At 54.5% G+C, this 12,324-nt stretch carries 14 protein-coding genes; 3 read left to right on the plus strand and 11 right to left on the minus strand.

The window, feature by feature from the left end:
• Window positions 1–28: 28 nt before the first annotated feature.
• Window positions 29–196: a hypothetical protein gene (locus QUD59_RS02270; RefSeq protein ID WP_286239320.1), complete on the plus strand. Its 168-nt coding sequence runs from the start codon at window positions 29–31 to the stop codon at window positions 194–196.
• On the opposite strand, the gene QUD59_RS02275 is transcribed toward QUD59_RS02270, so the two are convergent.
• From QUD59_RS02275 to ttcA, 6 genes are all read right to left on the minus strand, one after another.
• The gene (locus QUD59_RS02275) at window positions 172–393 is read right to left on the minus strand and encodes a hypothetical protein (RefSeq protein ID WP_286239322.1); all 222 of its coding nucleotides are present in this window, start codon (window positions 391–393) and stop codon (window positions 172–174) included. The two genes, QUD59_RS02270 and QUD59_RS02275, sit on opposite strands and share 25 nt — an antisense overlap.
• Before the next feature lie 49 nt (window positions 394–442).
• Window positions 443–1,447: a sensor domain-containing diguanylate cyclase gene (locus tag QUD59_RS02280; RefSeq protein WP_286239323.1), complete on the minus strand. Its 1,005-nt coding sequence runs from the start codon at window positions 1,445–1,447 to the stop codon at window positions 443–445.
• Window positions 1,448–1,649: 202 nt separating this feature from the next.
• Window positions 1,650–2,456 (minus strand): class II glutamine amidotransferase, encoded by an 807-nt coding sequence (locus QUD59_RS02285; RefSeq protein WP_286239325.1) that lies wholly within the window; start codon window positions 2,454–2,456, stop codon window positions 1,650–1,652.
• Between the two features lie 2 nt (window positions 2,457–2,458).
• The gene (locus tag QUD59_RS02290; protein ID WP_286239327.1) at window positions 2,459–3,640 is read right to left on the minus strand and encodes an MFS transporter; all 1,182 of its coding nucleotides are present in this window, start codon (window positions 3,638–3,640) and stop codon (window positions 2,459–2,461) included.
• 4 nt (window positions 3,641–3,644) lie between these two features.
• Window positions 3,645–4,607, minus strand: a complete 963-nt coding sequence (locus tag QUD59_RS02295) for a GlxA family transcriptional regulator (RefSeq protein ID WP_286239328.1) — start codon at window positions 4,605–4,607, stop codon at window positions 3,645–3,647.
• A gap of 149 nt (window positions 4,608–4,756) precedes the next feature.
• Window positions 4,757–5,731 (minus strand): tRNA 2-thiocytidine(32) synthetase TtcA, encoded by a 975-nt coding sequence (gene ttcA / locus QUD59_RS02300; RefSeq protein WP_286239330.1) that lies wholly within the window; start codon window positions 5,729–5,731, stop codon window positions 4,757–4,759.
• 95 nt (window positions 5,732–5,826) lie between these two features.
• Between ttcA and QUD59_RS02305 the strand changes: the two genes are divergently transcribed.
• Entirely contained in the window at window positions 5,827–6,306 is a 480-nt protein-coding gene (locus QUD59_RS02305; RefSeq protein ID WP_286239331.1) for a DUF302 domain-containing protein, read from the plus strand.
• 4 nt (window positions 6,307–6,310) lie between these two features.
• Here the strand turns inward: QUD59_RS02305 and QUD59_RS02310 are convergent, their stop codons facing one another.
• The 3 genes from QUD59_RS02310 to recQ are packed head-to-tail and all read right to left on the minus strand — an operon-like array spanning window position 6,311 to window position 9,652.
• Complete coding sequence (locus QUD59_RS02310; RefSeq protein ID WP_286239332.1) at window positions 6,311–7,096, minus strand: hypothetical protein; 786 nt, start codon at window positions 7,094–7,096, stop codon at window positions 6,311–6,313.
• Window positions 7,097–7,109: 13 nt separating this feature from the next.
• A complete protein-coding gene (locus QUD59_RS02315) occupies window positions 7,110–7,529 on the minus strand; it encodes a YqaA family protein (protein ID WP_286239334.1) in 420 nt (139 codons plus the stop codon).
• Complete coding sequence (recQ, locus tag QUD59_RS02320) at window positions 7,526–9,652, minus strand: DNA helicase RecQ (protein WP_286239338.1); 2,127 nt, start codon at window positions 9,650–9,652, stop codon at window positions 7,526–7,528. The genes QUD59_RS02315 and recQ overlap by 4 nt, the downstream gene beginning before the upstream one ends.
• A gap of 116 nt (window positions 9,653–9,768) precedes the next feature.
• Between recQ and QUD59_RS02325 the strand changes: the two genes are divergently transcribed.
• Window positions 9,769–10,353: a YecA/YgfB family protein gene (locus tag QUD59_RS02325; RefSeq protein ID WP_286239339.1), complete on the plus strand. Its 585-nt coding sequence runs from the start codon at window positions 9,769–9,771 to the stop codon at window positions 10,351–10,353.
• Between the two features lie 67 nt (window positions 10,354–10,420).
• Here the strand turns inward: QUD59_RS02325 and QUD59_RS02330 are convergent, their stop codons facing one another.
• Together QUD59_RS02330 and QUD59_RS02335 are read right to left on the minus strand one after the other, a co-directional pair.
• Entirely contained in the window at window positions 10,421–11,089 is a 669-nt protein-coding gene (locus QUD59_RS02330; RefSeq protein ID WP_286239340.1) for a haloacid dehalogenase type II, read from the minus strand.
• Window positions 11,090–11,192: 103 nt separating this feature from the next.
• Window positions 11,193–12,299: an adenosylhomocysteinase gene (locus QUD59_RS02335; RefSeq protein ID WP_286239341.1), complete on the minus strand. Its 1,107-nt coding sequence runs from the start codon at window positions 12,297–12,299 to the stop codon at window positions 11,193–11,195.
• Window positions 12,300–12,324 lie beyond the last annotated feature (25 nt).

Consider the following 12,324-nt stretch of genomic DNA (forward strand, 5'->3'; position numbering starts at 1 on the left):
TAACCCGAAGTAAGGAAAGGAAAACCCGATGTACCCGATTCAGTGTATTGAAGTGATGCGTTTCAGCGAGCTGCCCGTTGCGGAGATGGAAGAGTCTCCGCTTGTTACCGAACCGCAGGAGATCCGCTTTGAGCAACGGGGTTTTGAAATGGCTCAGAAAGAGCGACTGAATCAGGTCGAACCCGGCGTGGCCTGACCACTGCCCGACGACTCAGAAGCAGGCGGCAGGCTGCCGAAACCTTCAGTTTCAGACCAGTAGTCACGCCCCTGCTCAACCCGGACGACCCCTTTAAAGCGCTGCTTCAGGTAGTCAACCGCCTCTGGCAGGGTATCAATATCGCAGAGTATCACTCCGCCCCGGTCATTATCTGTAGTAAAAAGGAAACTCTTCATATCAGCCTCATCTGCGCGGGCAGATAATGACACAGAGCATCATCCCAGATCAAATCCCGATAATGCAGTTTTTACCTGCATCTTTCGCCTGATAAAGCGCCTTATCGGCACGCTCCATCAATGACTGAGGCGAATCCCCGGCACGGTAGACGGTGATGCCGATACTGACACTCGATTGCACCCGGTCACCGTTATCCAGCAGGAACTGATAGTTCTGTAAACTGCGACGCACCCGGTCAGCGACAATATGCGCCCCATCCAGATCAGTTGAGGGCAACAGGATCGCAAACTCCTCCCCACCATAGCGATAGCCGGTGTCTGGCGCACGTAACGAGGAACGGATCAGTACGCCAAAAGTTTCCAGCACCTTATCGCCCATCAGGTGGCCAAAGTTGTCGTTCAGTTGCTTAAAATTGTCCAGATCAAAAAAGCACAGTGCAAAACCGTGATGGTAACGGCGAGCCGTTTCCACCATCTGTTCAAGTTGGCTGTAGAAGTGACGGGAGTTATGCAGGTTGGTCAGGCTGTCGGTAATACTCAGGTGCTTATAAAGCTGTTCCCGCTCACGCAGCTCAAATTCAGCTTTTTTTCTTGCCGAGATATTTTCCAGGGTTTCGATTACGCCGATGATCTCTCCCTCGGCGTCCAGAATGGTGGCAGCCGTAAAGTGAAGCCACTCGCCACTGTCACCGCAATCGGGGAAAAAGTCTTCACCTTCATAAGCATCTGCAATCAACTCGGAGCGAACACATTTATCGGCGTAGTAGTGCTGGACATCTTCCCAGCGTCCGCCATCCAGAATCAGGTCCGCAAGGCAGGGACGGGGGCTGGAGTAGAAAGGCCGCCAGTGGTCACGGGTGCCCAGCACTTCGGAGCGATTCACACCACTGAGTTGCTCCAGTGCGCAGTTCCAGTGGATAACCTTGTGTTCCTTATCCAGAACAAAGGTAGGCAGGGTGATGCGATCAAAGGTCTGCAACAGCATCGCCGGATCCATCTGCGGCGGGGCAGGTTTAATTGTACGCTTGGCTACGGGCACCAGTTTTGGGGTCATAAGTTTTACTAAACCTTTGCCAGAATCATCTGTGGCTTGCAAACGTTCACATCCTTATGAGTCGTAACAGGTCCTCAGCGACACGCCACAACAGCGATCGCTAATACAAGTTTAGAACCATAACCCCGTATTTTGAAGTGTTATTCATTAATAATCGGTTCAGGTCAGACCGTTCATTGATCTCCGCCCTGATACAGGCGTCTCAGGACCCATCGGAGGCAGAAAGCGCATCCGCACTCCAGAACCGAACCGGATCACACTGATCCACCAGCCGCGCCTGACGGAAACAGAGACTGCTTCCCGGTTCAATCGGCACCGCCTCCTCCGGTAACAGGGATTGATGGGCCACCAGCAGCATATCAACTTCCTCTTCTGACTCCGCCACCAGCTCAACGGCTTCGTTTAGCGCAAACCTTGAACGCCTGAGGCTGAGGTAGGCCAGTGGCTCCTCCTCACCCTGCTCGGCGCTGTAGGCAAACATCATCTCACCATCCCAGTGGATAAAGCTGTGTCCCCCGAGGCGGTTCAGACGGCCAGCATAATCGGAGACCATCGCCAGACGCATCTCCGCATCCGGGCGCCCTTCACTCCAGAGCTTACGCATCCGCTCCTGCAACAGGCAGAAAGCCCGCTCCTGATCGGTACAGCTCAGTGGCCACTGATCCCCCAGCGGGAAACGCTCATGATCGTCCAGACCGGGCAGCTCCCCGCTCATCGAAAACATGCAGGAGAGTCCCCGCTGAGGGCGGTGAAAAGGCTGTAACTCTACCGCTTCGAGTGGTTCCTCCTGATACAGGGCACAGCCCCAGAGCTCCGTTGGCTCGATCAGGCCACTGCGTCCACGCACCCCGCGAATGACCGCCTCCGCGCCGATCGCTGTCCAGCGCTGGGGATTTGATTCGTGCACGGAGCACACCCCCAGTGCCGCAGCGCCCTGTACTGCATTCAGTTGAATCCGTACCGTACCGGCACTGTAAAAGGTTAAAAAGCGGGGTTGGACTGGTAACACGATTATCCTCCGGCGACGGCGCTGACGGGTGACGGCTTTCTGCCGACCAGAAAGATCACGGCAGCCGCCCATAATACCAGAGGTAGCATAGTCCAGTTCATGGTCTGCCAGCCCAATGCAGACTCCATCCAACCGGAAGAGAGTGCAGAAAGGGTGACCATGCTGAAGACGATAAACTCATTCGCCGCCTGCGTTTTGGCTTTTTCTGCCGGCTGGTAAGTCGAGGTCACCAACTGGGTGGCACTGATAAACATGAAGTTCCAGCCAATGCCCAGGCAAACCAGCGCTGTCCAGAAGTGCCACTCACTGACGCCTGTGAGATTAATTCCGATACATGCCAGCATAAAAACAACACCCAACGTCATGATCCGGCGCAACCCGAACCGGCTGATCAGACTACCGGTAAAGAACGAAGGTACGAACATCCCCAGTACATGCCATTCGATCACATGGGCTGACTGGGCAAAACTGTACCCGCACCGGGCCATCGCCAGCGGGGTCGCCACCATCAGCAGATTCATCACCAGATAGGAGACCATCCCCACCACGGCCGCGACAATAAAATCCGGCTGACGCAGGATCTGACTCAGCGGACGTTGCGCTAAGGCTGTCTGATCCGCTTTTTCATGGGGAATATGGGTAAAGAACAGCATGATCAGCGCCAGGGTATAGAGTCCCAACAACCCCACAAAGGCCCCGGCAAACTCTGCCTCACCAAGCATATTCTGACTGTGCACCGCCAGTTGCGGGCCGAGTATGGCAGCAATCACGCCACCGGCCATCACAAAAGAGATGGCTTTGCTGCGCTCTGCCTCAGACGAGACCTCCACTGCTGCAAAGCGATACAGCGTACCAAAGCCGATACCGATACCCAGCAGGAATGTACCTGCGGAAAACAGATAAAACTGCCCCTGATTCAGCGCCAGAATACAGAGCAGTGCACCGCTGATTCCCACGCTGTTACCCAGATAAAAACCGTTCTTGCGACCAATCTTACGCATAATCAGCGACGCCGGTATGGTGGCCAGCATCAGACCGATAAACTGAGTTGCTACCGGAAACGTGGTCAGCGCCGCAGAGCTGGTCAGTTTCTGGCCAATCAGGGCTACCACCGCCACCAGCAGGACATTACCCGTGGTCAGCAGCGCCTGACAGCCAGATAAGAGAATCACATTCCTGTTCATTGTTTTACTCCTTGAAATGACTGCCGAAGCGCAGTTTGTATTCACTTGGATTCACCCCGAGACGGCGCACAAACACACGCCTCAGGTTGTCGGCAGAGACAAAACCGCAACGTTGTGCCACCTGCTCCAGCCCCATATCCCCGGCAGCGACCAGTTGCTGTGCCAGCGCCAGCCGACTGTTCTCGATATACGCCGCCGGAGAGTGGTTAAAACTGTTTTTGAATAACCGGAACAGATGGCGCTCACTGACACAGCAGTGTTCAGCCAGAGTCGGCAGACTCAGATCGTCGCCGAGATTACGTTCAATAAAAGCGATCGCTTTCGCCACCACACCGCTGGCTTTCTCCTGAGCCTGCAACTGGCTACTGTACTGCGCCTGACCGCCGGGACGCTTCATAAACACCACCAGTTCACGGGCCACCTCCATGGCTACGCTGTGACCGAAGTCCTCCTCCAGCAGAGCCAGAGCAAGATCGATCCCGGAGGTCACACCCGCAGAGGTGTAGAGGTTGTCCTGTTTGATCCAGATCGCATCCGGTTGCACCTGCATATCCGGGTACTCTCGGGCCAGCAGATCACAACAGCGCCAGTGGCTGACCACCTGCCGCCCTTTCAGCAGCCCCGATTCAGCCAGCAGAAATGCACCGCTGCAGACAGAACCCAGCCGCCGCACCTGTGACGCCTGCTGACGAATCCACTGTATTAACTGCGGGTCTTTGCATTGCGCAGCGACTCCTCGCCCACCCGCCAGCAGCAGGGTATCCAGCGCCTGCGCATCGGGGTAAGCCAGATCAGGAACCAACTGCATTCCGGAGTTAGTCCGCACAGGCTGGTTATCCGGCGCTAAGATACGGATCTGGTAGGCCTGCTTGCCAAGCAGGGTATTCGCCGAGGCAAACACCTGAAGGGGACCGGTTACATCGAGGATCTGACAATCCGGGTAAGCCAGCACGGCAATCTGTTTCACACGACTCTCCTGGCATTGACCTGAACACGGGCAGAGCCACACAGGTCACTTAATTGACAGGAGCAGTATCACGCGAATGGATGATGGCGGCAATGACGATAATCCGACAATTCAGGACATCGCCATTGCACACTTCTGAGATCGGGAGATCAGAGGGAGAGCAGGTCGATCTTTTGCGGGTTAAAACTCTGCACCGCCTGCGCCGGATCGGCCGGGGTTTCAGTTCGCCGGGGGCTGTCACTACCCGGCACAATGCCATGCGGGAAACCCTGCTGCAACCCTTTAAAATCAAACAGTTCCACATCCGCCAGATGGGAAGGCACCACATGCTGCAAAGAGCGGAACATGGTTTCGATACGCCCCGGGAAACGCTTGTCCCAGTCCTGCAGCATCTCCTTGATCACCTGACGCTGCAGATTTTCCTGAGAGCCGCACAGGTTGCAAGGAATAATCGGGAAGCCCTTCAGCTCCGCATAAGCTGCGATATCTTTTTCCCGCGAATAAGCCAGTGGCCGGATCACCATATTCTTGCCATCGTCGGAGACCAGTTTAGGCGGCATTGATTTGAGTTTGCCGCCATAAAACATGTTCAGAAACAGGGTTTCCAGAATATCATCACGGTGATGGCCTAAGGCTATCTTGTTCGCGCCGATCTCTTCGGCAAAGCCGTAGAGTGAACCACGGCGCAGCCTTGAGCAGAGCGCGCAGGTGGTTTTACCCTCGGGTACCACCTCTTTCACCACCGAGTAAGTATCCCGCTCAAGAATGTGGAATGGCACGCCGATAGAACTCAGGTAGGCGGGTAATACCTCTTCCGGAAAGCCCGGCTGCTTCTGGTCAAGATTAACCGCGACCAGCTCAAAGTTGACCGGCGCACTGCGCTGCAGGTTCATCAGGATATCGAGCATGGCGTAAGAATCTTTGCCACCCGACAGGCAGACCATTACTTTGTCGCCCTCTTCGATCATATTGAAGTCCTGAATCGCCCGTCCGGTTTCACGACGCAGTCGCTTCTGCAGTTTATTCAACCGGGTTTTCTGCTTCTTCTGCTCAGCCGCAAGGGCTTCAGCTTCGGGATTGTTCAGTGCTTCAGAGGTGTCACTTGTGGCCATGCTTTGGGTCATGATTGTCTGCTCAATTAAGGAGCGCGGATTATACTACAAGGGATCGGGCGTTACACAGCCCCTATTGTGCAAAAAACAACCAGGAATAATTCAAAATGGAAAAAGCACGGCCAACACAGTTTTATCAGCGTTTATTGTTTAGTTTCTGCCTGCTGTTTGTCACTGCCAGTCAGGCATCGCCGGTTTTTACCCTTGAGCTGGAGGGTGAATTCGAGGAGCACTATGACTGGGTCAGTCATGCGCTGGAGGAGCAACGCTTCTATGTAATCTTCGAGCCCAACATCGGCCGTTCCCTGTCCCACTATCAGGAACGCTGGGGAGAGGACTATAACCGCCACGGTTTTCAGCAGATTCGCAGTCTGGTGTTCTGTAACCCCTGGTACGCCAATCAGGTCATCAATAAAGACCCGGAGATGGCTGCCCTCTGCCCTCTCTCCGTTACCCTGTTGCATAAAGAGGGGGTCACTCAGGTGATGTTTCTGCGCCCATCTCAGCTCCACCCTGAAAGTCCGGCCCAGCCAATTCTTCAGGAACTGGAAACCGATGTTATCCGGGCGCTGGAAGCGGCCCGATAAATCTTCAGTCGGTTATCCAGTTGATCTCGGCGGCGGTTTGCGGCCCGATCATCACCTGCTGCAAACTGGAGGGTATCAGGGAGAAAGCCGCCGTTTCCGGTACCCGGCCGCCCATAATCTCTGCCCGGTACTGGGGTAAGCGGGGATACTGATAAGGATCTGCATAACCTTCCGGCCAGAGCGGCTGGTTGGTGGCGGGGTCATATTTATCCCGGGCACCCAGGGTATGCAGTACCTCGTGCAGGGTGACAAAATTATTCTGTGCCTGATAATCGATGCTGGCAAAGCCATTGACCACTCCGATCATCCCCTTCTGCAGGCCCAGTGAGTGTGCCAGTACCTGCCTGTTCTGGGGCGAGAACAGCCGCAGGTAGACTCTGATATCCGCCGACTCCCCCTGCCAGTTATCGTTCCGCCAGGCCCAGTAACGCAGTTCCAGACTCCAGATGACACTATCAAGCATGCTTGGATTCAGAGGCGGTGGCGGTGGATGCCCGTTAACCGGAGGCGCCAGATGAACCCGCAGAGGATCTGTCAGCGACAGCCCGTACAACGCTGCCTGCTGCCGGAGAAACCATTCGATCTCTTCAAAATGTTCCTCACTGAGGGCATCAAGGTATTGCTGAGTATCCTGACGCTCATCGGCATTGATCGGATAGATCACCAGAATCAGCGTTTCTTCCCAGTCACTGCTGCGAATCCGTGACAACAGGGCATTAAGGCTCACCACCAGCAGTAACAGCAACAGCAGTGTCAGCCGTATTTTTCCCCAGAATGAGCGTGCCGCCATAGTCTGCCCTGCCTCATATCAATCCCACAATAATAAGGTAGCGTATCGCTTTGCCTACTGTAATCAGCAGCAGACTCGGCAGCAAGCGGGTCTTCAGCCAGCCCGCCATCAGGCAGAGCGGATCACCGATCAGAGGCAACCAGGAAAACAACAGAGCCAGAGCGCCATATCGCTCAATCCAGCGTTGAGCCTGCTGTTGGCGGGGTTTATTCAGATTCCGCAAGGGATAGAAACGGGCCAGTATCAAGCCCATCAGAAAGGTCAGGATCCCCCCCAACGCATTCCCGGCAGTGACAGCCGCCCAGAGGTTCCAGGGATCGTGTAACTGCTGACTCAGTTGCCAGGCCAGCAAAGCCTCTGAACCGCCCGGCAGTAAAGTGGCAGAGATAAACCCGCTGACAAACAGAGCGAGCAGACTCTGCGACTCGCTCATCCCTGCTCCATACCGGCTTTGATACAGCGCAAAACACCGAGTTCATAGGCCCCTGCCAGCGCTTCATGAACAGGCTTCAAAGCCTGACCAAACTGTGTCTGACAGGCCAGAATAGTCTGTTCAATATTGCTGAATTCAGATTCAGGTAACTCCACCACATCCCTGACAGCCAGTTCACCGCGCTGGATGGCCTGCGCCAGATGGGCGTAAATTGCATTGGCCGACAAGTGCTGCTGACGACAAACCTGATCGATGGTCATGCCGCTTTTATACAACAGAAGCGTCTGGTCGGCCTGACTCGGCTCTGCGGTCTGATCGCTTCCACTGTGATGATTTTCGATCACCTCAAGGAACTCAGCACCGTACAGATCCAGTTTCCGCTCCCCAACGCCGTTGAGGCGACGGAACTGCTCCGCCGTCTGCGGCCGGTACATCACCATTTCCATCAGGGTTGCATCGTGGAAAATCACATAGGGCGGTACATCCTGCTCATCTGACAGACGCTTACGCGCCGCCTTAAGGTCATTCCAGAGCGCATAATCTTCAGCTTCCAGCTTGTTCTGCGGTACCTGACTCTTGCGATAAGGGGTATGCTGACGCTGATCCTTGCGTAACTCAATCCGCTCTTCACCGCGCAACAACGGCCGACAGCGATCGGTCAGATGCAGCACCCCATGCTGATCCACATTAACCCCCAGCAGCCCCCGGGCCACCAGTTGACGGAATACCGAACGCCACTGGTTCTTATCCAGTTCCTTACCGATACCCCAGGTGGAGAGCTTCTGATGGGCAAAACGCTCGGTTTTATCGTTGCTTTTGCCCAGCAGAATATCGATCACATGGTTTACACCAAAACTCTGACCTGAGCGATAAACTGCAGAGAGCGCCTTGCGCGCCGCTTCGGTACCATCCCATACCGGTACCGGTTCCAGACAGGTATCGCAGTTGCCGCAGGGGGGATGATCGGATTCACCGAAATAGCTCAGCAACACCTGCCGGCGGCACTGAGTGATCTCACACAAACCCAGCATCGCCTCCAGTTTCTGACGCTCCACCACTTTCTGCTCAGCGGGTGCCTGAGAGCCCTCCAGCATCTGCCGGAGAAACATAACATCCTGCAGACCGTAGACCATCCAGGCATCCGCAGGCATACCATCACGCCCCGCCCGGCCGGTTTCCTGATAATAAGCTTCGATACTTTTCGGCAGATCCAGATGGGCCACAAAACGCACATTGGGCTTGTCGATTCCCATACCAAACGCAATGGTCGCCACCATGATGATATTTTCTTCGGTCAGAAAGCGATGCTGATTGTGCGCCCGCAATTCGGCTCCCAATCCCGCATGGTAAGGCAATGCCGTAAAGCCCTGCTCACAGAGCCAGGCCGCGGTCTCTTCAACCCGTTTCCGGGACAGGCAGTAAACGATGCCGGAATCTTTCGGGTGTTCATCCTTAAGGAACTTCAGCAACTGCTTTTTGGCGCTGTCTTTCTGGCCGATACGGTAGCGGATATTAGGCCGGTCAAAGCCCTGAATAAACTCCGCCGGATTGCGCAGCGCCAGGCGCTGGACGATCTCCTGCTGGGTACGCTGATCCGCGGTTGCCGTCAGCGCAATCCGGGGAACCTGAGGGAAGCTATCGGCCAGTTGACTCAGTTGCAGGTATTCCGGACGGAAATCATGCCCCCACTGGGAGACACAATGCGCCTCATCAATGGCAAACAGCGCCAGCTCCGCCCCTTGCAGTAGGCTCAGTGTACGAGGTTGTAACAGTCTTTCCGGGGCGATATACAGCAGATCCAGACCACCGCTGCGCAGTTGATGCTCGGTCTCACCGATTAAGCTGAAGTCCATACTGGAGTTGAGGCAGCCGGCCCGGATGCCCCACTGGGAAAGCGCCGTCACCTGGTCCTGCATCAGCGCGATCAGCGGCGATATGACAATCGCCGTACCCCGGCGCATCAACGCAGGCAACTGATAACAAAGGGATTTCCCCCCACCGGTGGGAACAACCACCAGCGTGTCCCGGCCGCCGACCAGCGTTTCGATCACGTCCGCCTGAGGTTCACGAAACTGATCGTAACCAAAAACATCCTTCAATATCTGTAGCGCGCTTAAATTCATGCGCCGGATTATCCTGAAAGGCACCGGACTTGTCACTGTAATTAGCCGATAAAACTACTGCCAAACAGGCTCAGGCAGGCTAAAATCAACGCCATAACCCTGTATGGAAAATATTCATGACACTTATCTCTGCCAATCCCCTGTCCGACGCTGAGCTGGACACACTGGATGACTTCCTCTACTCCGATTTTGTCTCAGAAGACTGTCTCGACCTGATCGGCGTTCATGGTCTGTTCTGCGCTCTGAACATCAGCCCGACTCCGGTTGATCAGGCGACCTGGATAGAGCTGGTTTTTGAGCAGGAACCGAACTGGGAATCCCCGGCTCAGCAGGAACAGATTATGGGCCTGCTGAAACGCTTCTACAGCAGTATCGGTGCCAGCCTCTACAGCGATGGCGAGATTGAACTGCTCTGCGAGCTCTCTCTGGATCCCGAGGAAGATGAAGATATTTCTCCTCTTGCCTGGTGGGCACAGGCCTTCATGGAAGGTGTATTCACCCAGGAAGAAGAGTGGTTCGGAAGCAAATCGGAAGAAGATGTAGCACAGATGCTACTGCCGATTATGGTGGCATCTGACCTGTTTGATGAGGAAGATATCAGTAAGATCCGTGAAGATGAAAAGCTCTGCGCAGAGATGTGCGCGCAGATTCCGGAATTGCTGATTGATCTCTATCTGTATTTCCACGCACCGGACAAATAAGCCCTGATGGATTCACAAAAAAGCAGCCCGAAACCGGCTGCTTTTTTATTGCCTGATGCACAACGGCTTATTTCAGGTACGCTGCCAACTGAGGAATCCCGGAGACAGTAACAACCGGCTCCACACCCCATGGATCAAAAACAGCGCCGTCTGAACGCTTGACCCATGCCGCCTGCAAACCAAAATTCCGCGCACCGATCACATCAAAGGGATTACTCGAAATCAACCAGCTTTGCTCTGCTTTACTGCTGCTTCGGCGCAGAAAATGACGATACGTTGCCGGATCGGGTTTAAAGGTCGCAATCTCGTCGACACTGACGATATCGAGGAAATAATCACGCACCCCGGCATGACTCAGCAAGCCATCCACCGCCTCCGCGGTTCCATTAGAAAAGGCGTAGAGATGATGACCCTGCGCCTGAAGTGCCTCCAGGCCCTGCTTTACATCGGCAAAGACCGGTAATCGGGCGTAGCAGGCCAGTAACGCCTGCTTTTGTGCTTCTGACAGATCAACAGCCTGCGACTGACAGCAATATTCCAGAGCATCCCGGGTACAACTGGCAAAGTTTTTATACTCGTTCATCAGCCCACGGCGAAAAGAGTACTCCAGTTGTTTCTCTCGCCAGCACTGAGAAAAGCCACTCGCACGATCACCGATCCATGCCTCCAGTTGAGAAACCACCCCCTGGGTATCGATCAACGTGCCATAAACATCAAATGCCAGCGTCAGTGACATGGCTGCCTCCTTGTATCGGCTGAGTGAGTCAGCCCCCAATCTGAACTAATTTAAATGTTTATTCAACAACCTTACCACACGCGCTGAAAACGCCTGAAACCTATCAGGCAAAATGTGACAACCAGCTCTGTGCCAGTTCCTGACGTATGCTGTCAGGAAGCTCCTGTATAGCATTGGTTAACGCTTCACGCTGCAGGTAATTGATCGCTTTAATGACTTCGCCCTGCACCAGAAAAATATAGGGGCCGACCTCCGCCTGATGAATAAAATTAATGGCATTGCCCCGATTGGCCAGATAAAAATATTGCCCCAGTCGCTGGTAACGGGTGATATGAGCACTGACCGGCGTTTGCTCAAAACAGCCTTCAGCGCGGCTGAGATCCAGCTCATCATCCGAGGAGGTAACTGAAAACAGAAATGCACCATTTTTTATTCGGGTAAAATCATGATTACTCAGTGACTGGTTACCCGTGGCGCAGAAAATCACATCACTGCGCTCAAGCGCCCGCTCTTTACTGATCAGATCAAAACCGCGAGAGCGCGCCTCAATGGCACGAACCGGATCGATCTCGACAATCTTGGTATTAATATTCTTGGCATGCAGCGCTTTAGCAATCGAGCGGCCTATTTTGCCGTAACCGAACACCACCGCATAACCACCGTTCATAATCTGCTGACACTCCCGCATCAGCGCTTCAGCCGAATAAACAATCGATTGCCCGGTCAGATAATCTTCCGGCCCTTTCAGCGGACTACGGGCAATAGAGACCACCGGCACCGGCAGATCGCTGAGCACCTGATAGCGTTTCAGTCCGTTTTCGGTCACTTCCACCACCCCACGCAGCCTCGCCCGAAGGCGCTCCGGCAGCGCTCCGATCGCCGCCGCAAAGTAACCGCCTATATCCACCAGAATCAGATCTCCCTCGGTTACCGCATCATTTATAATAGCTGCCAGCACCTCCACTGACTCAATCTGCGCCCGCTTTTTCAACTGCACCGGAAACCGCTGCTCTATGGTTTCCAGCACCTGCGGGTTAATACTTCTCGGTTTAGGCAGTATCAGCGCAATCCGTGCAAACCCCTGCAGGGCCTCAAGATAAGCCGGGGCAGTGCCCAGCAAGTGGGTCACCACAACCAGATTCAGCTCAGACCGGGGTTCGGAATTCAGGTCTTCAAAAAAGTGGCGACCTTTCAAAAACAGAGGATTCATTGCAAATGTGCTCCAGAGAACATGA

This window comes from Neptuniibacter halophilus (assembly GCF_030295765.1).
Taxonomy (GTDB): Bacteria; Pseudomonadota; Gammaproteobacteria; order Pseudomonadales; family Balneatricaceae; genus Neptuniibacter; species Neptuniibacter halophilus.